Here is a 25553-nt window from a genome sequence, read left to right as displayed (position 1 = left end):
GTTAAACTCTTTGTTTGCACTAATAAGCCTCCTACGCCAAAACAGTTCTGTGAACGACTGCTTTTATAAGCCCAATAGCTAACGATTGATAATCCCTATTGATAACAACCGTCGCTGTATCTGTCCTGTCCACGCTGTTAAAATAGCCGGCGTTTTCACCTTATCAGGCACAGGCAGCAGAATGGCACACTTTGAAACACTGACCGACTTTATCCGGCAAACTGAAGCACAGTTCCGCATTCTCGATATGGGCCGTTGCATTAGCAAACTATCCCCCGATAGCTTTCGCAAAGTTGAGATGGGACAGATTCCCTACCCCAGCCCTTTTCTGCATCAAGCCTGGGTCGCCATATTGATGTGGAACCCTAAACACGCCGAGGAAAATGTTGTTTGGTTTCTCAAACTACCTTTAGACGAGCAGGGCTTCTTAGTGCAAGCAGCACGGGATGACTTTCTTCATCGCTTGCTACAGAACCTCAGCAATAGCATGGGCAAGGGGCCATTAGACCAACCCACCGATGCCACTGAATATCGTGATGCACTAAAAGATAACCCTTTTAGCTTCACCCCAGACCAAGAGAAAATGGCGGCCTTTCATGCCACCGCTAAACAGATAACACGACAGCCAGCATCATCCTTTTATACCGCGGCTAAGCAATATTTTCATGGCCAAGCCGATCTGAACAGCTGGGACACCCTTGGCTATCAAGGTATTGCCGACTATGTTATCCGTCACCAAGAGGATAACAATGAACAGAAATTAGCCGAAATATTCTCACAACTGCCCGACGTTCCTCTGGAAGCGGCCTGTACCTTTATCGAGCATATCCAGCCTGGTGAGGCATTAAGCACCGCTATCCGTCAACGTCTAGCAGACAACGTCGCTGAAGCGAAAGCCTCAGCCAATCAAATTGGGGCGTTGATACGGGCTATTTCACAGACCCCCGAGTGCGAACAAAAAGTAGCCGTACTCAGCCAGGTATTGACCAGTCATTACGGCCGTGAAGCCGAAGTAATCGCGGCATTGGCGAGTCGCTGCTGGGCCAGCCTGCAATATCCACAGCTGCTGCAACTGTTTTTAGCAACCCTCGCCGAGAATAACGCCGGACAAGCCTGTTTTAATCGCGTCATGGCAGATCTGATGTTTATACCGACGCTGCGAGCGCTCTCACTGCAGCAGTTCCGTTCACCGGAACGCAGCGATGCCCTGAGCCGAGCAATTGGCGGGATGTTTGGCGACGGTTTTCTCTAACAGCCGAACTAAGGCGTTGTGTTAAAAAAACTCCGTCAAAAACCAGGCATAAAAAAACCGGCATCAATGGGGAGCACATCGCTCGCCCTTTGATACCGGCTATCACTATGCGGTTATTTACCTTCAGACATAAAATGAGCAGCGCAGATCTTATTACCGGAGGGATCACGCAAGTAGGCTAGATACAATTTCCGAGTACCGCTCACACGAACACCGGGAGGCTCTTCACAGGTCTCACCACCGGCGGCTACTCCTGCAGCATGCCAAGCATCGATCACTGCTGGTGAACTAGCAGCGAAGCCCGTCGTCGTGCCATTACCATGAAAGGCAGGTTCACCATTGATCGGTTTAGTCAGTGCAAAAATACCCGTATCACTGAAATAAAAATAACGTCCGTGGGGATCTAACACACCCGCTTCATACCCTAGTTCACCCAGAACCGCATCATAAAAAGTTTTAGACTTTTCAATATCATTGGCACCCAGCATTACATGGCTAAACATAACTAAAACCTTTTTTATTAGAGGAAGAGTAGAATGTGCTTCATTCCATTGAGTTTGTCTAGCTTGAAATCATCTGGATAAAGCAGCATAGCCCAAACAGTTAACCCCAAGCCCAATTATCTCAGTACGGCTAATAAATAAAATAGATGGATAAGACAAACGAGCACAGTGGATAACAAAAGCCCTCTGAGTAGAGGGCTAAAAATTGATCTATAAAAAACGCTAAAAGCGACTACGACTGATAGTCATCCGGTAGCTTGACCGTCAGCCCCCAGCTTTCCGCCCGTTGCTGACTAGCCTCACGGAAGCGTTCACGCACATCCGTTCCGGCAGGCTTAGTAAGGTAGAACAACAAGGTGCTGGCTTTTTCAGGGCTGAGATTTTGCTCTTCACCCCAGCGCTGAATAAAGGCCACCAAGGTGTTATCGCTTTTATCTTCCAGCGCCACCGGCACCTCAACACTCAGGTCTTCACCGGCACGTACCCGACGGCAGATCACCTGATAGTTATAACGGAAATCAGGATAGACTCGATCTTCTGTTTCGCAGCGTAAGCGGAACCAACCGGTGGCTTTACCCGCATGATAGAGCGCTATATGGGTCCAGTCATGCTGGGTAGGATGATCCGCATAACGGCAGACCTCTTCGTAGGCTATTTTCGCTGGCGGCAAACCAAAATCACCGCTCTGCTCGTTCAGAATAGTAATAAATTCTGAAATAGTCGGCATCCACGCCAATGTCTCTTTGCAGCGATTGATCGCCGACACCAGTTCCGCCTCGCTGTAACCTTGCATGCTCAGCGCCCACTCACGCTTGGCGATGCGGATCTCATCCTGAGTCTCAAAACAACTTTTAAACTTATGCCCGTAAATCGCCATAAAGCGAGCAAACAGCATATTGATTAGGGTTTTAGTGTCGTTATTGATTACCGTTGATTCAGCTGCCGCACCGGGCTCACCAATCGGTGTCCTTGATGTCCATGATGGCTGCGGTAACCCGCTTGCGCTTTTCCCGATTATCTGGGCGGGTGTTTTCATGGTTTACACCTTTATTTGCTTCGTCTGCCCGCTGTTTGCGTGCATCTCGTGTCTGTTTATTAATCCATTCCCGCTTAACCCAAGCAAGGAATTTCTGATCCCAATTAGATTCTTTACGGTCTTTATCCAGCCAATAGAGAATAAACTCATCTAGCAACTGCTCAGCAAAAGGCTCGGGGATACTGTGGCGCGGCAACATATCAAGCAGCGTCCGCGACGGTTTCCAGCCCAAAAACATGGCGTGTAGTTTTTGGTTTTTCTCTTCAATCTCATTTAATCGACTAGCAAAATCATTTTCTGGCGTGGTCTGACGGCTCGGGGTTACCTGGCGGCTTTTCGACCAACCAATGCTGCCACCAAAGGTTGGCGCTGGGCCGAGTCGGCGCGGCTGAGCCTGCTGTACTCGACGACTAATCTCATTACGCTCAGGCGGCTGCTCAACCACCGGAAGCTCCTGCACAATCACCGCCTCGGGGGCCTCAGACGGTGCGGAAAAATGGCCTGTCGCCATCGGCTCAGTCGGCTGGTCACTATCGGTCACCAACGCCAACTTAATCGCCCGTCCATGGCCAAAGGAGGCTTGCACATAACCTTGCGACACCAAGCTACTGGTGACCATCGCCAGCTTTTCTTCATCCCAAAAAGCCGCCAATGACAGCCATTCAGAACGGCTTAATACCGCCGATGGCACACCCTCTTTATCAGGTAAGCCATGCAGTTGAATATAATCGTGATAAATCGCTAAAAGGATCGCTTCATCAGAGCCTGCCGTACGTGCCAGCGAGGGGTAAAACAGTACGGGTTTTTCCGGAAAGCGGAAACTCATAATGATTCCAATAATCTAACGCAGAGAGACACCACAGAGCGATCTATTCGGCAGCGATGCGAAAGCCCACTGCCGTCAACGTTGCTCAGTCTCTCACCTAACAGCGATAGACATCTAAAACAACGGCTCTGATACCAACCGGATCAGCCATCTTGAGCGAATTGCTCAACGGCACGTAAGACATCACGGCGACTGATCTGGCCGATCAGTTTACCATTTTTTAGCACCGGCAAGCGACGTCTTTTGTTGGTAATAAACTCTTCTGCCACCGAAATAATATCGGCATCATGAGCGATGGTGAACACTTCGGGCGACATATAATCGCCAACCCGGCCACCCATCTCTTCTTCATGGTAGGTCAGTGTCAGAATCGCTTTCAAACAATCAGCCTCGGACAAAAGCCCCACCAACTGGCCCTCTTTATTGAGCACTGGGGCGCCGGTAATCCGGTGTTCTAACAACTGATTTATCGCCTCAAACAGATCAGTTTCGGGAGTAAAAGTAATGAGTTGTTCAGCCATGTAATCGCTGGCTTTAACAGATCGCAGCATCAAGAATCCTCCAACCGGATATCAAAATAGTCAAACAGGCCGGTGACTCCGGCGCTTATACTAAATTCATAGTAGCTCAGGAGAACACAACAAAACACTGTCCGATGTCTATCAATTAGACGATTATTGATTCTTTAGACAAAAAGATGGCCGCAAACGACCCATTCGGTATTAATTGAAGACAACGGTTTTATTACCGTGCACCAAGACTCTATCGTCTAAGTGCCAGCGCAGTCCTCGTGATAGCACGGTTTTTTCAACATCTTTACCTAAGCGCACCATCTCTTCTGGCAGGTCACGATGGCTTACCCGCACCACATCCTGATCAATGATAGGCCCGGCATCGAGTTCTTCGGTCACGTAATGGCAGGTAGCACCGATCAGTTTTACACCACGCTCATGGGCTTGATGATAAGGTTTCGCTCCGGCAAAAGAAGGCAAGAAACTGTGATGTATATTGATAATCCGGTGGCGATAAATATCACATACGCTGCTTGGCAAAATTTGCATATAACGGGCCAGCACAACGGTATCGGCTTCATGCTCCACAATCAGCTGATGCACGCGATCAAAATGGGGCTGTTTATTCTCTTTATCCACCGGTACGTGGTGGTAAGGAATGCCATGCCACTCGACCATGCTACGCAGATCATCGTGATTGGAAATTACACAGGGAATCTCACAATCCAGTTCGCCTTCATGATAGCGATACAGCAAATCGGCAAGACAATGGGAGTCGCGGCTGGCCATCAATACCACTTTTTTAGGTATTGACGCGTCAGTTATTTCCCACTGCATCTGAAAGGACTGAGCAATCGGCGTAAACTGTTCGATCAATTGTTCACGGTCGAAACTTCCTCGGGAGGTAACAATTTCCACCCGCATAAAAAAACAGCCAGTAGAACTATCAGAATGCTGATTGGCGTCGGCAATCGAGCCGCCATGACTAGAGATAAAATTACTTACCATTGCTACGATACCCAGTCGATCCGGGCAAGCCAATACCAGTCTGAATCTGCGTTCCATGATGTTCCACTTTGTCTATCAGTTTTGAAGTAGGCGACATTCTATCAGCAATCGAATATCGCGCCACCTGTCTTAGCTCAGATCACTTCGATGGATCAATAAAAGTGGCAATGACATGTACACAGATGAAGAATCTCTGCTATAAACAAGACAAAAGACCACGCTAAATTGGCAGCCAGACAGCCGTCTACCGTCTGGATTGGGAGCAAAGCAACGATGATTTCCACCCCCGAACGAGCCACAACCCTACAGGCCCGCAGGTTAGGTATCGATACCCGTCAAGAACCCATCATCTATCTAAGAGCCGACAGCCCGGTATGCCGCTCGGAGGGCTTTTCTGCCCTCTCCCGGGTACTAGTACACACCGAACATTGCAAGATCATAGCGACCCTCAACATTATTACCGGCGAAATGCTGCGTCGAGGCCAAATCGGTTTTTCCGAATCCGCTTGGCTTCGGTTGCAACTCAATGCCGACGATAATGTCTGGCTCTCTCACCCGAGACCGGTGCAGTCGTTGTCCCATGTGCGGGCCAAAGTGTATGGCCACACACTCAACAAGCAACAGTTTCAAGAGATCATTAACGATATCGTTGATGGCCGTTATGCCGATGTGCATATTGCCTCATTTATCACCGCTTGCGGCGATGACAAACTCAATGATCTCGAGATTACCGCGCTGACCCGGGCGATGATCGATTCCGGTAGCCGCATCGACTGGGGCCAACCCATGGTGATCGATAAACATTGTGTTGGCGGCTTACCGGGCAATCGCACCACGCCAATCGTAGTCTCGATTCTAGCAGCCAGCGGCCTGACCATGCCGAAAACCTCATCCCGGGCTATTACCTCTCCCGCGGGTACCGCTGACACTATGGAAACCATGACCGAAGTGAGTCTGTCACTCGAACAGATGAAACAGGTGGTGAAACAAGAAGGTGCCTGTCTCGCCTGGGGTGGATCAGTCCGCCTAAGCCCATCGGATGACATTTTAATTCAGGTCGAACGCGCCCTCGATATTGATAGCGAAGGGCAACTGATCGCTTCGGTGCTGTCGAAGAAAATCGCCGCCGGCGCCACCCATGTTTTAATCGATATTCCGGTCGGCCCTACCGCCAAAGTGCGCTCACAAAAAGCTGCCGATAAACTGGCCGCCTCTTTTATGAAAGTAGGTGAGCAACTGGGGATTTATATTAAAATTTTATACACCGATGGCAGCCAACCGGTAGGCAACGGTATTGGCCCGGCCCTCGAAGCAAAAGATGTGATTGCGGTGTTACAAAACGCGGCTGATGCTCCCCAAGACCTAAAGCAAAGAGCCCTCACAATGGCCGGCACTATGTTAGAAATGGCCGGGGTAGAAAAACCCGGCTGTGGCGTTGCCAAAGCTAGTACGGTGCTAGAAAGTGGTGCTGCATGGAAAAAATTTACCGCCATCTGTATGGCTCAGGGCGGTATGAAGCAACCCGGTGAAGCGCCCTACCTATTTAAACTCATGGCGGATAAACAGGGTATCGTCTCTCAAGTGGACAATCGCCGTCTGGCACAGGTCGCCAAATTAGCTGGGGCACCTGTCGACTTAACCGCAGGCTTAGAGATCCATGTCAAAGTCGGTCAGCAGGTGCATATCCATGACCCCTTGTTAACCATCCATGCGGAAAGCTCCGGCGAACTTAACTATGCCGTCGAATATCTGGAAAGCCACCCTGACATCATCAGACTAAACACCGAGGAGAGCATCATTGAAAACCATTCTGATTAACTTAGAATCCGATCCGGCACTCGCAGCCCAACTGTGCCAAGCCCTCGATGCACAGCTCGGTAAGATAGAGCTACGTCGCTTTCCCGATGATGAAAGTTACCTACGGGTGCTCACCGATTGCCAAGACCATAACATCGTAATCTTCTGCAACCTCTATCAGCCGGACAGTAAGATACTCAGGCTACTACTGCTGAGTTATACACTGCGGCAAATGGGCGCGCTAAAAGTTGGCTTGATTACCCCGTATCTGGCCTATATGCGGCAAGATAAGCAGTTTCATGCCGGTGAATGTGTCAGTTCACGGCCATTTGCCAAATTGATCTCGGACTCCCTCGACTTTATGGTTACCGTCGACCCTCATCTACACCGTTACGACTCGTTAGATGAGATCTACAGCATCCCCTCTCGAGTGGTGCATGCTGCGCCGCTCATCGCCGATTGGATTAAAACCCATATCCCTAAACCCCTACTCATCGGTCCCGATAGCGAAAGCGAACAGTGGGTTTCTCAGGTGGCCGAGCTGGCTAACGCCCCCTTTCAGGTTCTCCATAAAATTCGCCGCGGCGACTATGACGTGGAAGTAACCCTCCCGGAGGTTGAGCGTTGGCGTCTGCATACGCCGGTGTTAGTCGATGACATCATCTCCAGCGGCCGTACCATGCTGGAAACCATCAACCATCTCGAGCACGCGGGAATGCCTCGCACCACCTGTATTGCCGTGCATGGGATCTTTGCCGCCGATGCCTATGCCGAACTGCAAGCAGTTGCTGAGGTTATCACCAGCCGCACGATCCCCCATCCCAGCAACCAGATTGAAATCGCATCAGCCATTGCGCGGGCAACCCAGGAACTGCTGCAGGCATGAGTAAAACGCGCCTGCCACAGGGAGAGCTACACTTCGAGTCAGCATTTATCGCCCCTGATGCGGCTCAACGGCTCTATCAATCGCTACTGAAAGAACTACATTGGCAGCAACCCGAAATCCGTATGTTTGGCCGCGCTGTTAGCATTCCGCGGCTGCAGTGTTTTCAAGGCGAGCCGGGCATACATTACCGTTACTCGGGCCTGTCACTACAAGCAGAACCCTGGCACCCGCTGATAGCAGCTATCAAAGGGCGCATCGAAGCACTTAGCCAGCAGCCCTTTAATACCGTGCTGATTAATTATTATCGTAACGGCCAAGACAGTATGGGCTGGCATAGCGACGACGAACCCGAACTTGGCAAAAATCCGGTGATCGCCTCCTTGAGCTTAGGGCAGTCCCGCCGTTTTCTGCTGCGCCACCGTTATGATAAAAATATTGCCCGACAAGAACACTTGCTCAATAGCGGCTCTCTGCTGATAATGTCAGGTCAGTTACAACATTACTGGCATCACAGTGTGCCAAAAACCAGTCGGCAGCTGGAGGGGCGTATCAACTTAACCTTCCGGCAGACCTTCACCACCGATACCCAAATGGAATAACCGATGAACGCCGTTATCGAACTATTAAACAGTCACCGATCAATCCGTAAATTTACCGATCAGCCTATTCCACAGGACACTTTGAATACGCTGATACAGGCCGGACAAGCGGCTGCCACGTCCAGCTTCATTCAGGCCTGCACGGTTATTCAGGTCAATGATCAGGACAAGCGCAACCAACTAGTGGAATGCTCTGGCGGTCAGGCCTATGTCGGTCAAGCTCCGGTTTTTCTGGTTTTTTGTGCCGATATGCAGCGACTGAAACTGGCTTGCGAGATGAATGATGCCGAAATCAACTCAGGCTTCACCGAGCAGTTTATTACCGCCACCGTTGATGTTGGCCTATTCGCGCAAAACGTGACCGTTGCAGCGGAATCTCTTGGTCTCGGCATCGTCTATATTGGCGGTATCCGCAACCAGATCGCCCGCGTTGCAGAGCTGCTCGACCTGCCTGAACTGGTTTATCCTGTGTTTGGCCTCTGCCTCGGTTATCCTGATCAGGATCCAGAGGTTAAACCACGCCTGCCGGTTGAAGTTGTGCTCAAACAAGATAGCTATAACAACAACGGTAATCAGGAAACCATCGCCGATTACGACAAATCAGTGCGCGAATATTACCAAACCCGCACCGGTGGCAATAAAGAGATGACGTGGAGCGAACAGATGTCCGGCATGCTCGTTAAAGAAGCACGGCCACACATGCTCGCATTCCTGAAAGAAAAAGGCTTTTTGCTGAAATAATCACGGCGTAAAAAACTTCGCTAAAGCGGCCAGTCGGTAAGTACGACTGTGCCGCTCATTAGCTCACAGCACGTGTCTATTCTCGCTTTTTAAACAGCCTTCGCTCACCTAACACCAGCAAACAAGGTGTTAAGAACAACGTCAGTATGGTAGCAAACGACAGCCCACCGGCAATCGCACTGGCGAGCTGGGTCCACCACTGGGTTGATGGCGCACCAAAACTGATATCCCGATTCAGCAGGTCGATATTCATCGACAACACCATCGGTAGCAAACCGAGCACCGTGGTGATCGCTGTCAGCATTACCGGGCGTAAACGCAAACTACCGGTTTGTAACGCCGCATCATAGGGAGACCGCCCCTGCTTACGCAGATCGTTATAACAGTCGATCAGCACGATATTATTATTCACAACAATACCGGCTAAAGCGATGATACCTACACCCACCATAACAATCCCAAATGTTTGCCCCGCCACCATCAAACCGATCAACACCCCGGCGGTAGAAAAAACGATAGCCGACAACACTAATCCCGCTTGGTATAAACTGTTGAACTGAGTAACCAGTATCAAAGCCATCAAAAACAGTGCGGTGCCAAACGCGCTGATCAAAAAGTCACCGGTCTCTTTCTGCTGTTCATCTTCACCTTTAAAGGTTAAACGCACCTGAGGGTCAAAGGTATGCTGCGCGAAACGCTTTTGCATCGCGACCACCAAATCATTAACCAGATAGCCATCTTGCGCATCCGCCTGAATAGTAATCACTCGGCGACTATCGACCCGTTTCAACATCCCCGTTTTCGGCGCGGGCTCAAGTTCAATAAAGTTAGACATTGGCACCATGCCAAAGCTGGTGCTCAGCTGCATCTGCCTCAACTGATCAATATTGCGTTTATCCTCGGGGAAACGGATCATAATATCCACCTCATCGTCAGAGGTGTCGGGACGATAATCCGTGACTTTAATACCGTTGGTGATCAAACGAACCGCCTGCCCAACGAGGGCAATGCTGGCACCATAACGACCGGCTTCCTCCCGATCAACGAGAATCCGCCACTCAATCCCCGGCAATGGTCGGTCATCTTCTGCCCCGGAAAAGCCGCCCATCTCTGTCATCATCTGACGAATATCCGCGACCGTTTGATAGAGTACTTCGCTGTCATAACCACTGACCAACAGCTTAATCGGCTTACCTGAATTCGGGCCACTTTCTGCTTTGCGGGTTTCGACTTTAATACCCGGTAGGTCCGCTGTTCGCTTATGTAGCAGGGCCAGAATCTCGGCGGCTTTTGGCCGCGTGTCCCAATCATCTAACTGAAACTGAATCACCCCAATAACATCTTCAGCGGTATCATTAGAGGCTTGATTGAAGCTGCGGGCATAAATCGACTTAAGACCGGGAACATCCATCACTCGGGCTTCGACCTGCTTTAACAGTGCATCTTTTTCATAGATGGATAAATCGCCCCGCGCATGTAAATTAATCAACACCATTTCAGGCTCAACATCGGGGAAAAACTCCACCCCTTTGCCAAACACGCCATAGGCGGCATAGCTGCTGCCGAGCGCCATCAAGACCACCAGTAGCACCGTAATTGGATAGTGCAGCAACTTAGCCATCAATCGTGTATAAGCTCGGTTCACGGGGGTTTGCGGCAGTTCGTATTCATCACTACCAATGGTGCCCGTTTGTTTACGCACACTGATGGCGCCTAGCACCGGAAGAAAAATCAATGCCATAAACAGAGATGCCGTGAGACACACCACCACCGTTGCCGGTAAGTATTTCATAAACTCACCGATCACCCCCGGCCAAAACATCAACGGCATAAATACCACCAGTGTGGTCGCCGTCCCGGCAATTACCGGCCACGCCATCCGTGATGCCGCATAACGAAAAGACTCTCGAGCACTCAGCCCCTGACTCATGCGGCGTTCGGCCAGTTCAGCAACGACAATAGCGCCATCGACCAACATACCAACCACTAAAATCAGGCTGAATAACACCACGATATTAAGCGTGAAACCGATTAGATTCAGCACCATCATACTGGCCAGAAAAGAGCCTGGAATCGCCAAGCCCACCAGCAATGAGGTGCGCAATCCCATCACCGCTAAGACCACGATCATAACCAACACAATGCCACTTAAGACATTATTCATCAGATCTCTCAGCATAGTGCGTGTCTGAGTGGATTGATCCAAAATATAGGAATACTGTAAACCCTGCGGCCAAAACTGGCTCCGCTCTGCCACAATCGCCTGCACTGATTCGATTGTTTCGATAATATTGGCGCCAACTTTTTTCTTAACTTCCAGCACCATAGCATCACCGCCACCCACGCGAGCAAAGCCTTCAGGGTCTTTATAGGTTTTACGGATAGTGGCCACATCGCCAACCGTCACAACGGTGCCAGCGTCAGACTTTATCGGCATATTGAGCATATCGTCCAAATCGGAGACCACCCCAGGCACCTTCAATACTTGCCGCCCACTGCCCGTATCAACCGCACCCGCCGCGACCAACTGGTTATTCTGAGCCACAACGTTCAGCACCGTTTCAAAGTTCAGTTGATAGCTTTCGAGTAATTGCGGCTCAATCAGGATCTCCATTAACTCTTCACGCTCGCCGCCGATATCAACTTCAAGCACCCCCGCAATCCCTTCAATTTCATCTTTCAGATCTTTAGCGACTTTAAGTTTTAGGCGCTCGGAAACGGGACCCGAAATAGCAATATTCAACACCGGAAACAGCGCGACGTTAACCTCATGAATTTGCGGTTCGTCGGCACCGGAAGGTAACTTACCCTTGGCAATATCGACTTTTTCACGCACATCCTGCAGTGCGGTGTCACTATCGAACCCGGCATCAAACTCAAGGGTAACGGATGCATGCCCTTCGGAGCCGATCGAACGCATCTCTTTAATGCCCTCGATCGATTTCAGCTCTTTCTCCATCGGCCGCACCAACAAGCGCACCGCATCATCCGGCGAAATACCTTCATAACCAATAGAGACATAAATAATGGGAATCGCCACATCGGGCTCGGCTTCTTTAGGGATGCTCTGGAACGCGGCCATCCCGCCAATAAGAAAAAACAGCAGAATAAGAATCGTGGTGCGGCTACGGTCTATCGCCACGGCAATCAAGGCTGCAATCATCGATCAACCCTCCTGCAGCGGCGCGTCATTGGCGGATGCCGGCGCCAATTCAGTATCGCTTACCGGTTCAACCTCTTCCCCAACGGCAACAAAATCTTGCCCGATGGTGATAATGCGCACCTCATTATCTAAGCCGCTCAGCCAGAATCCCTCCGTATCGGTGCGGATAATCTCGACCGGCACGGTAACGACCCGATTATTGTCATCAACCAACTTTACTTGCAGATTACCTGCAGCATCTAATCCTAGAACCGAACCGGGTAAAAGGTGGCCGAGCGCTTCACCAGCAGGCAGTTGCAGGCTTGCCGACAAACCAATAATACGCTGGTGCGACGGATTCGGAATCTGTACTTCAACCCGGTAACTGCGGGTAACCGCATCGGCAACCGGGGCAATAAAACTTAATCTACCGGTCATCTCCTGGCCATTACTCAGAACAACCTGAACCCTCTGACTTTCGACCAAGCGCCCGACGCTGTGCTGCGGCACTTGAGCGGTCACTTTAACCGTGCCATCGTCAACCAACTCGCCCAGTACATCACCGACTTTCATATAGTCACCGAGTTCAACCATACGCTTATTTAGCACCCCAGCAAAAGGCGCTTCAATGCGTGTACCCTGTGACTCATAACGTGCTTTTGCCAGCTGCGCTTCGGCTGCCTGCACCGCCGCTTCATCGGCAAACAGTTTACTCTCGGATTGTAAGCCGCGGGTTTTCAACTGACGGCTGGCGGCCAAATCACTTTTGCGCTGGGCTAACACAGCCTTAGCTTCGGCCAACTGCGCGGTACGATAATCAGCCGATAATTGCATCAGCTGATCCCCGGCCTTCACACGTTGCCCCTCATCGACCATCAGTGCCGCAACACGGCCATCAACCTCTACTTTGATATCGATAGATCGATTCGCCTCGACATGCCCTTGCACCAAAACGAACTGTTGCACTCGATTCGCGCTCGAATGTTCAACTTTAACTTTCATTAGCGACTTATCTTGGTCTGATGGCGCTTGTGGCGCAGGCTCTGCCTCTTTTTGCATACCCGATGCCATCCACACAGCAATCACGATAGCAACAATAACGGCCATTAAGACTGATTTATTCATCTTCATTTCTGCTCACCGATTGGCTGACGGATAAGGGCGGCGATCATGTAATCAACCACATGGTTCATATAGGTGTTTTGTTGTTCTCTGGTCTGTATCAACGACTGATAACAACCGCTATCTTCTTGTAGCATAATCATGGCGCCTTCAAACGTCGCTTTCATACCCGCCATCATCACATCGAGTGGCATATCCGGATTAACATCGCCCTCGGCAATGCCTTGCTGGATCGCTTGGCCAAAGGCTGCGGTAAAGTGTTGCTCATTCTCTATGAGTTGCTGTTGATAAGTACCACTAAGACGTTCACGAAACGCATTCTGAATAAAGTGCACATGCATGCGTTGCTCAGCAATATTATCCCGATGATGCTCAAATGCGTATATCAGCATACGACGCACCTGTTGCACTCCGGTTAAGCTTTTATCCGCCGCTATCTGTTGAAAGTGCATCAATATGCGCTGGTAATTATCCAATAATAACCGGGCGTAAATATCATCTTTACAGCCAAAATGCTTGTAAACGGTGCCTTTACCAATCCCCGTATGCCGCGCAATTTTATCGACGCTGAGGGTTTCCCATTGTTCACCCAATAATAACGCCAGCGTCGCATCGAGAATATCCTGTTCACGGCGCGCAAACTCTCTCGCTTTACGATCATTCATACGATTTACACACCCATAAGAACTAATAGTCAGATTATGACCGATAGTCACAAAATATAATAGGCATGACATTAGGCTTTTATTGTTTATGTTTTACGGCTAAAAACAGCCCTAAACAACGAGGGAATCGAAATTAAAGATAGGAACGAAAAGGGAATATTAAAACCAAACAACGCGCTGACACTCAAAGCGATCACCGAGAAATTCTCGACCACAATACTCTTATTCCAGCGCGGCCGGCCGTGAGATGCAGTAGCCCTGTGCGAAATCGACGCCCATCTCTCTTAGATGTTCGAGTATTTCGTCGTTTTCAACAAACTCGGCAATAGTACGCTTGCCCATAACATGGCCAACTTCGTTGATCGATGCCACCATGGTGCGGCTAGTCTTGTCGTGGACGATATCTTTGACAAACATGCCATCAATTTTTAGATAATCGACCGGTAGAATTTTTAAATAGCCAAAAGAAGACATGCCACTACCAAAATCATCCAACGCGAACAGACATCCCTTCTGTTTGAGTCGCTGAATAAAGTTGAGCGCCAAGGCTAAGTTCGATACGGCCGCGGTTTCTGTTAGTTCAAAACAGAACTTACTGGCATCAATTTCGGGCGAATCAAGCTGCGCTTCGATGTAGCTAAGCAACGCATCATCCGACAACGATTTACCCGATAGATTGATATTGCACAGCACCAACGCCTTCATTTTTTCTGGATTCCGCCTAAACCAATCCATCGTGTGGCTCACAACCCAGTGATCAACCTTAGGCATCAGCCCATAGCGCTCGGCAGCGGGAATAAAGGCGCAGGGGAGCACCAAGCTACCATCGGGTTCAACCAAACGAACCAAGATTTCAATATGGTTTTCACTACAACCTCCCTGTTGCAACGGTAAAATAGTTTGCTGATATAGCACCAAGCGGTCTTCTGCGAGCGCCGCATTTACTTTACCGAGCCAGTTCATCTCACCTTGGCGACCGATCACCTGGTCATCTTTAGCGGTGTACACATGATATCGGTTTCGACCGAGTTCCTTCGCCGAATAGCAGGCTTCATCTGCTTGCTCAAGCAGGCGCGCAGCATCGGCCGATGTCGAAGTGATCGCCACTATGCCAATACTCGATCCGATAGAAAAACCAATATCATTCCAAACAAACCTGAAGCGCTCGACCGATCGACGGATCGATTCCGCAATCTCGATACCGAACGACAGCGGACACTCGTTGAGCAAGATTCCGAATTCATCGCCGCCAAGCCGAGCAAAAATATCTCCTCGACGAAGCTCGTTGCCGATAAGCTGCGACAACTGCTGTAACAGCGCATCCCCAGCCGCATGACCACAGGTGTCATTCACAATTTTAAATTGATCAAGATCGATATATAACAGCGTATGCCGCTGATCCTTGTGACGCAGGTCTTCCCGATACTGAAACAGTTGTCGATCAAACTCTTTTCGGTTGATCAGATCGGTCAGACTATCGTGAGCGGCTTGATATTGCAGTTCACGGGTCATATTTCGGGATGCGGTCACATCATGGAAGACCATCACCGCACCGATAACCTCACCACTGCGGCTGCGAATAGGAGAACCGGCATTATCAATTGCGGACTCCAGCCCGTTCCTGCCAATGAGCAACGGATGGCTCTCAGACGAAACGGTCTCAGTGCCTTCTAAACAGCGACGGATAATACAGGGCAAGGCGTTACGAGTGATCTCATCAATAAGGTTAAACACCTTTTCAATCGGCTGGCCACGGGCTTCGTCGGTACGCCACCCGGTTAATCGTTCACTGATCGGGTTGAGGTACTGCACATTGCCATCAACATCGGTCGAAATGACACCATCGCCGATGGAGTGTAGGGTAATTTCGGCAATCTCTTTGGCTTCGAATAACTCTCGCCGAGCTGACTCAAGCTCCGCTTCCCGCAGTTTCTGCATCGCCAACGCATCCGCAAGGTTATTGACCGCATTACTCAGCAGCGACAGTTCGCGTGAACAATGGATATCGATACGGCTTTTTAAATTACCTCGATTGAGGGCTAGCAGGTGTTGATGAATTTTACCGATCGGGCGAACAGCAAAGAAATGGATCAACACCAGAATAATCAGGGTTAATGTGAGTAATGACGCAATCACCCAGTAACGCATCATATTAATATGATGTATCACCTCGTTATCGAGGCGTTCGGTGCTCCAGTCAATTGACAACACTCCAAACAACTCAGACTCAAAGATTAGCTCTTTGGAGAAGCTCACGAGGTGATGCCTCACTTTGTCTTCATCACGAGAGGATGAAGCCAGCAAAACCCCCTCTTCATTCACGACTCGGATAGCATGGATGTCCGGCTGTAATCGAGCGGTTTCATTGACGATACTACGCAGCTGTGGAATATCTTCGCTAATCACTGGTTCGAGCGCCGCGGCAGTCAGCAATAGAAAGGTGTCCTCGCTGGTGCTGCGCAAGCTTGCCGAATAGTCTGCTTGAAGCTGTAGACGCATAAGCTCACCAACCGCCAATACCACCAAGATCAATGTCAGCAACAGCGACAACATAATTTTGATCCATAACGGCGGCCGTTTAAGAAAGATAGCAACTTTCTCCGACATCCCTTGAGGCAGCAACCTTTGCTGAGTGGCAACAGCCTCCTGCTGAGACTTAGCCTCTAAAAAGCCCATGCTAACAGCCCATTCGCAGGTCAGTAAGACTGATTAAAAAAACGTGGATTTTGGTCAATAGCTCTCCTTATAATCGCATAATCGGTATCATTTCCATCAACAAAACCATCTTTTTGTAGCGCTTCGAGCGCCATAGGATCTGAGATCTCAAGTAAGCTCGCTTTAAGCGCAGACACTATTCGCTCATCAAGGCCCGCGCGTGCTATCCAGGGTTTAGTCACATTATGAAAGGTGGCTAAAACCCGCAATGCCGCACCGTTATCGACTAGACGCTTATAGGTACTTTGTTTCAACGCTCCCGCATCGAATTGCCCGGAGGCGACCGCCGCACCGACTTTATCGTGCCGCCCGAGATACTCATAGTACGCAAGATCAGCCGCCTGTAACTGTTTTTCAAAGAGATACAACTGCACCAGATAGCGACCAATGGTGGAGCGTTCATCACCAAAAGCAAAACGCTTGCCTTTTAGATCGGCGACATCTTTGATCGAGCTATTTTCCGCCACCGCGATCACGCCACGAAAAAGCTTTTGCCCGTTTTTAGCTTCGAGCGCAAGAATGTGAATATCGGGTTGTAAACTCTTGGCCTTGATATAGGAGGCAGGACCTAGACGCGAAAAATCAACTTTTCCCGTACTGATATCATCAATACCACCGGCATAGGTGCTGGCGACTTGCAGTTTAATTTTCACCGGCTCACCGAGCGTCTTCGCCACAGAGCGTTCCAACAACTTAAGCAATGGCTTGAATGTCTTTACTACAACCGTGGGTTTATCTGCAGTATAAACACCGAAACTCAATTTGATCTCAGCAGAGGCCGGTGTGGCCCAGCAGAATGGCCCAAGCAACAGGGCGAAACTCAAACACTTAAAAATAGTCCGTTGGGATATATTCATCTCGCACCTGTTCAGATTAAAGCTCCCTATACCTGCACCACAATGACACTGAATAAACGATGAAAATGAGAGAACAACTTAAACTTAGGTCAATACAGTGCAAATGCAATTTGCGTCCCTTATCAGCAGCACTGATATTCCCCTTCTGCCTATACCATATGTTTTTATTTCTACACCCGCCACGCCAGTCATGAGCCAGCAGAGGCCTAAGACCTTCTTATTAAGAGAAATCTGTTGCCTAATAGCCAAGTGCAACACGCCAAAAACTCAACCGAGTAAGCGATACCAGACCGTCTTTTTATTTAAAAACAGATAAAAAACAAAGCGTTAATAGATCAAAATAAAATGGTTAAGCGAACTTATCGAGATATTCTATCGTCAGCTAGCGCGCGACAAAACTTACTACTTAAAATGGTGTATTAACGATCAACGACAACACCTAAGTCAGATTATCAGTCGAATCTAGCACTCGAACTTCAGCCGCTTGCCGTTTTCGACCCATCGCATATTCAGTTTAAAGTCATAATGCCGCTATATAGTAATGACAACCAATACCGGTAATACGTTGATTTTTGAATTCAGCATTTACCCAACTATTTCTGTCAACTATGGTATATAGGACAGTATTAACAGGGGAACCAGACTATGCCCAATAACCATGTGGCCAATCTTCTCAATACATTGGAAGAACAATCGACTGAAAAGCGTAAACGAGTTGATTGTAATTTTGCAATCAACGAAGAGGACAAACTTAAAGTACAGGCCTTAGCTGAGCTGTTTCACCTATCTGAAGAAGAACTGGTTGCCGAGCTACTACACACAGTGTTACTCGATGCCGAAGAAAAGATGCCATACCGGGCGGGTACTAAAATTATACGAATGGAGGAAGGTGATCCCGTGTACGAAGATGTCGGCCCGATGCCACGTTATATGGCGATAAAAAACCGCCTGAGCCAATCGACCAAGTGCGCCTAACACGTACCGAAACGGATCGATTTAAATGATAAAAAACAGCGGGAATCGCTCCCGCTGTACTGATGACTATAACGTCTTCAGATAGGCGATCAGATAATCCTGCTCGGCCAGATCGGTAATAGACACATGCCGCATGCGTGTGCCCGGTACCAATTTTGTATTGTCAGCCACCCACTGTCGCAGATTGCTTTCGGTCCAGGTGATACCAGACTTTTGCAACGCTTCTGAGTAAGCAAAACGGGGCAACGATGCTGCCTGTCTACCTACCACGCCGGTCAAGCTCGGGCCAAAAGCATTCTTGCTACTGTCAGCAGAGTGACAAGCCTGACAGCGTTTAAAAACCTCTGCACCGGCAGCAGCCATTGCCGCTTCATCTGCCTGCACAGAAGAGACCATCACACCGGCCATAGCGGCGGCAGATAGCAACTTAAGTATTACTTTCTTCATCATCAGGTACTCTCATCGTAATTTATACGGGTCTGAAAATTATACGATTGGAGAGCCCGTAATAACCTACTACTTGTGTGCCCTTTTTTAGCGACTAACGGCCTACTTTGCCACCTGACAGATACAAAAAACGCGGCCGAAGCCGCGTTTCATCATGCAGATTAAAGATCAGACCTGTTCGGCGATGATCTTCTTCCACTTAGCAGGGCCTGTGTTGTGAACCGAAATACCGTTCGAGTCTACAGCGACAGTAACCGGCATATCTTTCACTTCGAACTCATAGATCGCTTCCATACCCATCTCAGGGAATGCCAGCACCTTAGCACTGGTGATCGCTTTAGACACCAAATAAGCAGCACCGCCAACGGCCATCAGATAAACCGCTTTGTTATCACGAATAGCATCAATAGCCACCGGACCACGCTCGGATTTACCAATCATACCCAGCAGCCCAGTGCTTTCGATAATCTGACGAGTGAATTTATCCATCCGCGTCGCCGTTGTCGGACCTGCAGGCCCTACAATTTCGTCACGTACGGGGTCAACAGGACCCACGTAATAGATAAAGCGGCCTTTCAGATCAACCGGCAGAGTTTCACCGTTGTTAAGCATCTCGACCATACGCTTATGCGCAGCATCACGGCCGGTCAGCATTTTACCGTTCAACAGCACCGTTTCACCGGGCTCCCAACTCAAGACATCTTCAGGCGTCACGGTATCAAGATCGACGCGACGGGTGTTAGAACCCACTTCGAAGGTCACTTCAGGCCATTGATCAAGGCTTGGTGGCGTGAGTACCGCTGGGCCATCGCCGTTGAGTTTAAAGTGCGTATGACGAGTCGCCGCACAGTTCGGGATCATACACACCGGTAATGATGCCGCGTGGGTTGGATAATCCATGATCTTCACATCCAATACGGTTGTCAGACCACCGAGTCCTTGAGCACCAATACCGAGGCCGTTAACGGCATCCATGATTTCCAAACGTAGCTCTTCGACACGGTTTTGCGGGCCACGTTCACGCAGCTCATGGATATCGATAGGATCCATCAGAGATTCTTTCGCCATCACCGCCGCTTTTTCAGCGGTGCCGCCAATACCAATACCCAGCATGCCCGGCGGACACCAGCCAGCGCCCATGGTAGGTACAGTTTTCACGATCCAATCAACAATACTGTCCGATGGGTTCAGCATCACCATCTTAGATTTGTTTTCCGAACCGCCGCCTTTCGCTGCCACATGCACTTCAACTTCATCACCTTCAACGATTTCGTAATGAATCACCGCTGGCGTGTTGTCTTTAGTATTCTGACGCTTACCGGCAGGATCGGCCAAAATAGAGGCACGCAGTACGTTATCTGGATGCGTGTAAGCACGACGAACACCTTCGTTAACCATATCGGTAACGTTCATCTGCGCGTCCCAGGTCACGTTCATGCCGACTTTCAGGAACACCGTCACAATACCGGTATCCTGACAGATAGGACGTTTGCCTTCGGCACACATACGGGAGTTAATCAGGATTTGAGCCATCGCGTCTTTCGCCGCTGGGTTCTGTTCCTTCAGATAGGCTTCATGCACGCCTTGAATAAAATCAATCGGGTGGTAGTAGGAGATAAACTGCAGCGAATCTGCAATGCTACTGATGAAATCGTCTTGGCGAATTACGCTCATTATTGACTCCGCAATTTCAGGCTCTTGTCGAGGTTGAGGGCTCTCTGCGTAACCCTTAACAGTGTTGAGTAAAGTCGGTGGATAACACTAAACACCAGCTTTTTATTCGTTGTTCTGTACATCGTTCTATAAAGTTGCTGCGGAATTATACACTAATTTAATCCACAGGCGGTGCCCGGCCTTAGTATAAAACAGCGCACAGCAAACCTACCGAATTGACAAAATCGTGCGGTTTACAGACTCAGGCAATACAACAATCCAAATAGCATAAAAAACCGTCCGCTGGCCGGAGGTAGGGAAGCTCGACCGGCATCATCTTGTTGCTGTTTATATAATAGCCAGATCATCGGTAAACTCGCCAACCACCAGAAACCCGATATCGCCCCCAAGCTCCAGAGCACAGTCGCGATAACCATCACACTCGCCAGCAACGTCAGATATAACACTCGCGCACGGTGCAGGCCCAATCGAACCGTTAAAGTACGAATACCCTCTTGCTCATCACTGATGACATCCCGGATCTCATTGGCCAGCAACAACAGCGAACTGATCAAGCTGACCGGCACCGAACGCCAAAAGATCAGCCAATTGATCTCACCGGCGAGAATATAGTAACTGCCGCACACCATCAGCACACCCATCAGCCAAAACACTAACACCACCGCCAGTCCGCGGCGCTTAAAGTTAATCGGCTCGACGGTATAGCCCAGCGCTCCCGCTAAACCAACCAAGAGCAACGCTAATAAGCCCAGCCCCGCATAACTAATCAGATAGATGCCCACCGCAGCCGCCACTAGTAGACAGCCTAATCCTAGCCTAAAATTGCGCACGATCTTTGCGCGCACAACCCTATCCGTCAGGTACTGCAGATCAGCATGATCATTAATCAGGTTAACGGAGGCTTGCAGCAACAATGCCCCTAAAAGAATAAGAGAGGCCACCGGAAAACTAAATCCAGCGGTATCCGCCGCACTCACAATACCGACTAAACAAGTAATCAGTGCCACCGAAAAAGAAAAAGGGCGCAATGCTCGACCCAGTGAGTACTTATCGTATTTCATCAACCCCAACCGTACTCGAATAAACGATCATCAATGCTATAAAAAATAATGTAAAAAAAAGGTATCTCTAGATACCTTTTCATATCGCGGTGCCGTTATTTACTGACCACTTTCAAACTTAGGTGCATTCGGTAGATCCCGCATTAACAATGCATACTCCAGATCGACATCGATATCCAAGGGCAAACGCACTTTATGGCCAGAACCCGGCGCGCAATCCCGCACTTCACCCTTAAGGTTTTCGAGGTGTTCCAATTTGAATTTGCGATTACCCGAGGGGGTCATCAATTCCAGTGTGTCACCCACCATAAAGCGGTTCTTCACTTCGATATCCAGCGTACCCTTTTGCTTATCTTGACCAATCACCTCACCAACAAACTGCTGGTGCACACCCACGGAGTTGCCGGTTTCATAGTTCTGATATTCATCGTGCACATGGCGACGATAAAAGCCTTCGGTATAACCCCGGTTCGCTAGGTTCTCTAAGGTATCCATCAAGCCCATATCAAACGGACGGCCCGCAACGGCATCATCAATCGCCTTACGGTAGGCCTGCGCGGTACGCGCCACATAATAATGGGACTTAGTCCGTCCTTCGATTTTAAGCGAGTGTATCCCCATCTCCGTCAGTCTGTGGACATGCTGAATTGCCCGCAGGTCTTTCGAGTTCATGATATAGGTGCCGTGTTCATCTTCAAACGCAGGCATAAACTCACCGGGACGAGTTTCTTCCTGCAGCAGGTACATTTTGTTGGTCGGTTCACCTTCACCCAGCGCCGGCTGTACTGGCGCTTCGTTCGGATCAAAATTCTGCACCGGGATCAAATCGCCATTATCGCCTTGGGTGGCTTCATGTGCATCGTATTTCCAGCGACAGGAGTTCGTGCAGGTACCTTGGTTTGGATCACGATGATTGATATAACCGGATAACAAACAGCGGCCAGAATAGGCAATACAGAGTGAACCGTGAACAAATACTTCCAGTTCGATCTCAGGACACTTCTCGCGAATCTCAGCAATCTCATCGAGGGATAGTTCACGGGACATAATAATCCGTTCAATACCCGCCTGATGCCAAAACTTAACACTGGCCCAGTTCATGGTATTACTCTGCACAGACAGATGGATAGGCACATCCGGCCATTGCTCTTTGACCATCAAAATCAAACCGGGATCAGACATAATCAATGCATCCGGTCCCATCTCTATCACCGGGCGCAGATCATCAATGTAGGTTTTCAACTTACTGTTATGGGGCATAATGTTACTGGCCACATACAGTTTTTTACCCTGCCCGTGAGCGATTTCAATCCCCTCACGCAGGTTATCCAGATTAAAATCGTTATTACGCACCCGCAGACTATAACGAGGCTGACCGGCATAAACCGCGTCGGCGCCGTAAGCAAAGGCATACTTCATATTGCGCAGCGTTCCTGCTGGCGAGAGGAGTTCTGGTTTAAACATGATTCACTACGTTGATAATTTAGATTTTGCAGCTGGCTTAGGCCATGTCCTGCAGGGGAATTTCAAACAGCGGCGTATAAATAGAGCCCCGTTCGCCCGGTCTACTCTGAAACAGGATCACCGAATCAGCCAGACTAAAAAGATCCAATGACGGCCACTCTGGTGGCGGTACAAACTTATTTTTAGCGGGTAAGCGTCCAAGAGTGATATGTGGCTTAAAATCTTCCTCTTTAAACTCAATACCCGCTTCCAAAGCGATCTCCATCATCGCTCGGTTCAGACTATTCAGTTCTTCATCTTCCTCGCCCATCGCAGCAATCACCGAGAGCTGCTGGCTCACCGCGTAATAGCCGGCAGTATCGATATGCACCTGAAATGAACGCACCTCGGCTAATTTACTCCGGGCGATGCCTTCCAACTGATCGATCTGCACTAATGAGATCTCACCGAGGAAACAAAGCGTCAGATGATAAAACTCCGCATCGACCCAATTTACTTCAATCTGCTTGTCATACTGACACAGGGTATCAGCGTAATCTGCCAACCATCGAGCCACAGAACCCGGCAGGGCCAGCGCAAAAAATGCACGAATTTCCATTAAAGCGCTGTCTTCCTCGTCAAAAAATGACTGACTATTTTGCCCTTACAACATCGGGATCGCAATCACTAACCTGTATAAAAAAACGGCATTTTTTAACTTAGGCGCGTTGCATCACTTTTTGTTGTACGGGTAATCCCTGTATGTGTTCAATCCAACGAACCACCGCAGGATACGCCGAATAATCAAATCCTGCCATCTTTGGCCACGCCAATACCGCCGCACCATGAAAGTCGGCCACCGTCAGTTTATCGCCAACAAGGTAATCTTTGCCCTGCAGATGGCTTTCTAAGGTGGGTAAAAATCGTTTAAGTAACACTGCCTGAGCATCAATCACCTGCTGATCGGGTTCGCCTTGGGCATACTTCACCGCCAACAATAACGCTAATGCCGGCACTTCAAGCTGGTTGCTAATATAAAGACTCCAGCGATAAAGGTCGGCTTCCTGTTCTAGGGTATCAACCCACAACAAACCCGCGCCATATTTACGCGCTAAATAAAACAAAATCGCCTGGCTTTCCCACAGAACCAAATCGCCATCGACTAAGGTTGGCAGCTTTCCAGTGGGGTTTAATGCAAGGTAATCGGCACTCTGGGTTGGCTCGCTGCGCGGCATCATGGCGATATGCTCATACTCCAGCCCTAACGTCTCGAGTGTGCACATCACCATGCAGGCGCGGGAATAAACACCCCCGTAAACTTTAATCATCACTTTTTCCTATGCTTAGCGGTGCAAGACTTACAGTTTCTCAACCTTCAACTGTAAGTTATTCAGTTTCTGGCGGATCTGCAGTAACTCATTATTCAACTGTAAACGCGAACCATCGATCGCTTTAACCGCTTGCTCATTTATCCGGACCCGTCGTTCAAGCCCAGCCGCACTGCCTTGATTGCTCTTCAACCCACTAACCTGTTGAGCCAAAGCGGATAAACTCTTGCCCTGCTCGGCCTGCTGACGCTCGAGCGACTCTGACAGTATCTGAAACTCGGTACTCAATGAAGCGACGCTCTGCTTGATAGCCGCAACCTGCTTCTGATTATCACTCTCTTTCGCCTCAACCGCCTTCAACTGTTTATCTAACTTAGCCAGATGCGCAGCCGTATCGCTGACCGCTTTAGTTTGCGTCTCAACCTGAGTCAACGCGGCCTTAAGCTGGGTCTCTAATTCGGCAATTTTGGGGGTATTACGTTGATGAGCAATCACCCACAACTTGGCGATCTCATCCTGTGTCTTCGCAACATCACCCGTCAGTTGAGTAAATTTCTGCTGTGTCGTCGTGGCTTGTTTCTCCACCTGACTCTGTAAGGTTTCACCGGTTTGCGCCGCGCTATTACCCGCCACCAAAAATAACTTCTGTAGTTCGACTATTTTTTGATCAACGCTGACCCGTTCAGCCTCAAGTGCCAACAACTGTTGATGCTGCAGAAAGCTCCAGTATCCTAGCCCACCTACCGCGATCACGAGCAGCAACATAATAAAATAGCCCAGAGCCCCCGACCCTTTTGTCTCACGATGCTGCGGCGATGCCGCCGGATGAACGCCCGGGTTGATATTCAGTTCTCGCTCCGCCGGACCAAAACTCGGTAACTCCAGATCTTTATCCTGATCACGCATGTAAAACTCTCTATAAGACCAATTTTTCAGTTCAGATCTGTCGATATTACACTATTCA

At 49.3% G+C, this 25553-nt stretch carries 23 protein-coding genes; 6 read left to right on the top strand and 17 right to left on the bottom strand.

Annotated elements, in window-relative coordinates; translation table 11 throughout:
• Positions 1–181 precede the first annotated feature (181 nt).
• Positions 182–1252, top strand: coding sequence for a DUF3549 family protein (locus AC0L4K_RS02970; RefSeq protein ID WP_473268122.1), 1071 nt, complete (start codon positions 182–184; stop codon positions 1250–1252).
• Positions 1253–1365: 113 nt separating this feature from the next.
• Here the strand turns inward: AC0L4K_RS02970 and AC0L4K_RS02965 are convergent, their stop codons facing one another.
• The 5 genes from AC0L4K_RS02965 to purU all read right to left on the bottom strand — a co-directional run bounded on the left by AC0L4K_RS02965 (position 1366) and on the right by purU (position 5194).
• On the bottom strand, positions 1366–1755 hold the full coding sequence (locus AC0L4K_RS02965) for a VOC family protein (RefSeq protein ID WP_473268121.1): 390 nt from the start codon (positions 1753–1755) through the stop codon (positions 1366–1368).
• 232 nt (positions 1756–1987) lie between these two features.
• Complete coding sequence (locus AC0L4K_RS02960) at positions 1988–2791, bottom strand: replication protein P (RefSeq protein ID WP_417224628.1); 804 nt, start codon at positions 2789–2791, stop codon at positions 1988–1990.
• Positions 2709–3617 (bottom strand): DnaT-like ssDNA-binding domain-containing protein, encoded by a 909-nt coding sequence (locus tag AC0L4K_RS02955; RefSeq protein ID WP_473268120.1) that lies wholly within the window; start codon positions 3615–3617, stop codon positions 2709–2711. The genes AC0L4K_RS02960 and AC0L4K_RS02955 overlap by 83 nt, the downstream gene beginning before the upstream one ends.
• 143 nt (positions 3618–3760) lie before the next feature.
• Complete coding sequence (locus tag AC0L4K_RS02950; RefSeq protein WP_417224631.1) at positions 3761–4168, bottom strand: CBS domain-containing protein; 408 nt, start codon at positions 4166–4168, stop codon at positions 3761–3763.
• Positions 4169–4339: 171 nt separating this feature from the next.
• Positions 4340–5194 carry a formyltetrahydrofolate deformylase gene (gene purU, locus AC0L4K_RS02945; protein WP_417224632.1) on the bottom strand — a complete coding sequence of 285 codons (855 nt, stop codon included), beginning with the start codon at positions 5192–5194 and terminating at the stop codon, positions 4340–4342.
• A 216-nt stretch (positions 5195–5410) separates the two neighbouring features.
• On the opposite strand from purU, the gene AC0L4K_RS02940 reads away from it, so the two are divergent.
• The 4 genes from AC0L4K_RS02940 to nfsA are packed head-to-tail and all read left to right on the top strand — an operon-like array spanning position 5411 to position 9160.
• Positions 5411–6955, top strand: coding sequence for a thymidine phosphorylase family protein (locus tag AC0L4K_RS02940; protein ID WP_417224634.1), 1545 nt, complete (start codon positions 5411–5413; stop codon positions 6953–6955).
• Positions 6936–7820, top strand: coding sequence for a ribose-phosphate pyrophosphokinase (locus AC0L4K_RS02935; protein ID WP_473268118.1), 885 nt, complete (start codon positions 6936–6938; stop codon positions 7818–7820). The genes AC0L4K_RS02940 and AC0L4K_RS02935 overlap by 20 nt, the downstream gene beginning before the upstream one ends.
• On the top strand, positions 7817–8419 hold the full coding sequence (locus tag AC0L4K_RS02930) for an alpha-ketoglutarate-dependent dioxygenase AlkB family protein (RefSeq protein ID WP_473268117.1): 603 nt from the start codon (positions 7817–7819) through the stop codon (positions 8417–8419). Before AC0L4K_RS02935 ends, AC0L4K_RS02930 begins: the two co-directional genes overlap by 4 nt.
• Positions 8420–8422: 3 nt before the next feature.
• The gene (gene nfsA / locus AC0L4K_RS02925; protein WP_473268116.1) at positions 8423–9160 is read left to right on the top strand and encodes an oxygen-insensitive NADPH nitroreductase; all 738 of its coding nucleotides are present in this window, start codon (positions 8423–8425) and stop codon (positions 9158–9160) included.
• A gap of 76 nt (positions 9161–9236) precedes the next feature.
• On the opposite strand, the gene AC0L4K_RS02920 is transcribed toward nfsA, so the two are convergent.
• The 5 genes from AC0L4K_RS02920 to AC0L4K_RS02900 form a co-directional block, all read right to left on the bottom strand.
• The gene (locus tag AC0L4K_RS02920) at positions 9237–12323 is read right to left on the bottom strand and encodes an efflux RND transporter permease subunit (protein ID WP_473268114.1); all 3087 of its coding nucleotides are present in this window, start codon (positions 12321–12323) and stop codon (positions 9237–9239) included.
• Positions 12324–12326: 3 nt separating this feature from the next.
• Positions 12327–13427, bottom strand: coding sequence for an efflux RND transporter periplasmic adaptor subunit (locus AC0L4K_RS02915; RefSeq protein ID WP_473268112.1), 1101 nt, complete (start codon positions 13425–13427; stop codon positions 12327–12329).
• A gap of 2 nt (positions 13428–13429) precedes the next feature.
• A complete protein-coding gene (locus tag AC0L4K_RS02910; RefSeq protein ID WP_417224644.1) occupies positions 13430–14089 on the bottom strand; it encodes a TetR/AcrR family transcriptional regulator in 660 nt (219 codons plus the stop codon).
• 222 nt (positions 14090–14311) lie between these two features.
• A complete protein-coding gene (locus AC0L4K_RS02905) occupies positions 14312–16765 on the bottom strand; it encodes an EAL domain-containing protein (RefSeq protein WP_473268110.1) in 2454 nt (817 codons plus the stop codon).
• 20 nt (positions 16766–16785) lie between these two features.
• A complete protein-coding gene (locus AC0L4K_RS02900) occupies positions 16786–17661 on the bottom strand; it encodes a PhnD/SsuA/transferrin family substrate-binding protein (protein WP_417224647.1) in 876 nt (291 codons plus the stop codon).
• A gap of 645 nt (positions 17662–18306) precedes the next feature.
• Here AC0L4K_RS02900 and AC0L4K_RS02895 point away from each other — a divergent pair.
• Positions 18307–18636, top strand: a complete 330-nt coding sequence (locus tag AC0L4K_RS02895; protein ID WP_417224649.1) for a hypothetical protein — start codon at positions 18307–18309, stop codon at positions 18634–18636.
• A 66-nt stretch (positions 18637–18702) separates the two neighbouring features.
• On the opposite strand, the gene AC0L4K_RS02890 is transcribed toward AC0L4K_RS02895, so the two are convergent.
• The 7 genes from AC0L4K_RS02890 to AC0L4K_RS02860 all read right to left on the bottom strand — a co-directional run bounded on the left by AC0L4K_RS02890 (position 18703) and on the right by AC0L4K_RS02860 (position 25495).
• Positions 18703–19086 carry a c-type cytochrome gene (locus AC0L4K_RS02890; RefSeq protein ID WP_417224651.1) on the bottom strand — a complete coding sequence of 128 codons (384 nt, stop codon included), beginning with the start codon at positions 19084–19086 and terminating at the stop codon, positions 18703–18705.
• Between the two features lie 165 nt (positions 19087–19251).
• Entirely contained in the window at positions 19252–20757 is a 1506-nt protein-coding gene (locus AC0L4K_RS02885; protein WP_473268109.1) for a fumarate hydratase, read from the bottom strand.
• A 233-nt stretch (positions 20758–20990) separates the two neighbouring features.
• A complete protein-coding gene (locus AC0L4K_RS02880; protein WP_473268108.1) occupies positions 20991–21818 on the bottom strand; it encodes a UbiA family prenyltransferase in 828 nt (275 codons plus the stop codon).
• A 99-nt stretch (positions 21819–21917) separates the two neighbouring features.
• On the bottom strand, positions 21918–23282 hold the full coding sequence (trhP, locus tag AC0L4K_RS02875; protein ID WP_473268107.1) for a prephenate-dependent tRNA uridine(34) hydroxylase TrhP: 1365 nt from the start codon (positions 23280–23282) through the stop codon (positions 21918–21920).
• 37 nt (positions 23283–23319) lie between these two features.
• On the bottom strand, positions 23320–23880 hold the full coding sequence (gene thpR / locus AC0L4K_RS02870) for an RNA 2',3'-cyclic phosphodiesterase (protein WP_417224658.1): 561 nt from the start codon (positions 23878–23880) through the stop codon (positions 23320–23322).
• Between the two features lie 100 nt (positions 23881–23980).
• The gene (locus tag AC0L4K_RS02865; protein WP_473268106.1) at positions 23981–24589 is read right to left on the bottom strand and encodes a glutathione S-transferase family protein; all 609 of its coding nucleotides are present in this window, start codon (positions 24587–24589) and stop codon (positions 23981–23983) included.
• A gap of 30 nt (positions 24590–24619) precedes the next feature.
• Complete coding sequence (locus AC0L4K_RS02860; protein WP_417224662.1) at positions 24620–25495, bottom strand: coiled-coil domain-containing protein; 876 nt, start codon at positions 25493–25495, stop codon at positions 24620–24622.
• Positions 25496–25553: the final 58 nt, after the last annotated feature.

It is taken from the genome of Amphritea sp. GJ51-11 (assembly GCF_055808735.1).
This window is presented reverse-complemented; position numbering and strand designations above follow the sequence as displayed.

What these genes read in the sequence shown, in the direction of transcription:
- AC0L4K_RS02970 (WP_473268122.1), top strand. Translation starts at nt 182, where the DNA reads ATGGCACACTTTGAAACACTGACCGACTTTATCCGGCAAACTGAAGCA.
- AC0L4K_RS02965 (WP_473268121.1), bottom strand. Translation starts at nt 1,755, where the DNA reads ATGTTTAGCCATGTAATGCTGGGTGCCAATGATATTGAAAAGTCTAAA.
- AC0L4K_RS02960 (WP_417224628.1), bottom strand. Translation starts at nt 2,791, where the DNA reads ATGAAAACACCCGCCCAGATAATCGGGAAAAGCGCAAGCGGGTTACCG.
- AC0L4K_RS02955 (WP_473268120.1), bottom strand. Translation starts at nt 3,617, where the DNA reads ATGAGTTTCCGCTTTCCGGAAAAACCCGTACTGTTTTACCCCTCGCTG.
- AC0L4K_RS02950 (WP_417224631.1), bottom strand. Translation starts at nt 4,168, where the DNA reads ATGCTGCGATCTGTTAAAGCCAGCGATTACATGGCTGAACAACTCATT.
- purU (WP_417224632.1), bottom strand. Translation starts at nt 5,194, where the DNA reads ATGGAACGCAGATTCAGACTGGTATTGGCTTGCCCGGATCGACTGGGT.
- AC0L4K_RS02940 (WP_417224634.1), top strand. Translation starts at nt 5,411, where the DNA reads ATGATTTCCACCCCCGAACGAGCCACAACCCTACAGGCCCGCAGGTTA.
- AC0L4K_RS02930 (WP_473268117.1), top strand. Translation starts at nt 7,817, where the DNA reads ATGAGTAAAACGCGCCTGCCACAGGGAGAGCTACACTTCGAGTCAGCA.
- nfsA (WP_473268116.1), top strand. Translation starts at nt 8,423, where the DNA reads ATGAACGCCGTTATCGAACTATTAAACAGTCACCGATCAATCCGTAAA.
- AC0L4K_RS02920 (WP_473268114.1), bottom strand. Translation starts at nt 12,323, where the DNA reads ATGATTGCAGCCTTGATTGCCGTGGCGATAGACCGTAGCCGCACCACG.
- AC0L4K_RS02915 (WP_473268112.1), bottom strand. Translation starts at nt 13,427, where the DNA reads ATGAATAAATCAGTCTTAATGGCCGTTATTGTTGCTATCGTGATTGCT.
- AC0L4K_RS02910 (WP_417224644.1), bottom strand. Translation starts at nt 14,089, where the DNA reads ATGAATGATCGTAAAGCGAGAGAGTTTGCGCGCCGTGAACAGGATATT.
- AC0L4K_RS02905 (WP_473268110.1), bottom strand. Translation starts at nt 16,765, where the DNA reads ATGGGCTTTTTAGAGGCTAAGTCTCAGCAGGAGGCTGTTGCCACTCAG.
- AC0L4K_RS02900 (WP_417224647.1), bottom strand. Translation starts at nt 17,661, where the DNA reads ATGAATATATCCCAACGGACTATTTTTAAGTGTTTGAGTTTCGCCCTG.
- AC0L4K_RS02895 (WP_417224649.1), top strand. Translation starts at nt 18,307, where the DNA reads ATGCCCAATAACCATGTGGCCAATCTTCTCAATACATTGGAAGAACAA.
- AC0L4K_RS02890 (WP_417224651.1), bottom strand. Translation starts at nt 19,086, where the DNA reads ATGATGAAGAAAGTAATACTTAAGTTGCTATCTGCCGCCGCTATGGCC.
- AC0L4K_RS02885 (WP_473268109.1), bottom strand. Translation starts at nt 20,757, where the DNA reads ATGAGCGTAATTCGCCAAGACGATTTCATCAGTAGCATTGCAGATTCG.
- AC0L4K_RS02880 (WP_473268108.1), bottom strand. Translation starts at nt 21,818, where the DNA reads ATGAAATACGATAAGTACTCACTGGGTCGAGCATTGCGCCCTTTTTCT.
- trhP (WP_473268107.1), bottom strand. Translation starts at nt 23,282, where the DNA reads ATGTTTAAACCAGAACTCCTCTCGCCAGCAGGAACGCTGCGCAATATG.
- thpR (WP_417224658.1), bottom strand. Translation starts at nt 23,880, where the DNA reads ATGGAAATTCGTGCATTTTTTGCGCTGGCCCTGCCGGGTTCTGTGGCT.
- AC0L4K_RS02865 (WP_473268106.1), bottom strand. Translation starts at nt 24,589, where the DNA reads ATGATTAAAGTTTACGGGGGTGTTTATTCCCGCGCCTGCATGGTGATG.
- AC0L4K_RS02860 (WP_417224662.1), bottom strand. Translation starts at nt 25,495, where the DNA reads ATGCGTGATCAGGATAAAGATCTGGAGTTACCGAGTTTTGGTCCGGCG.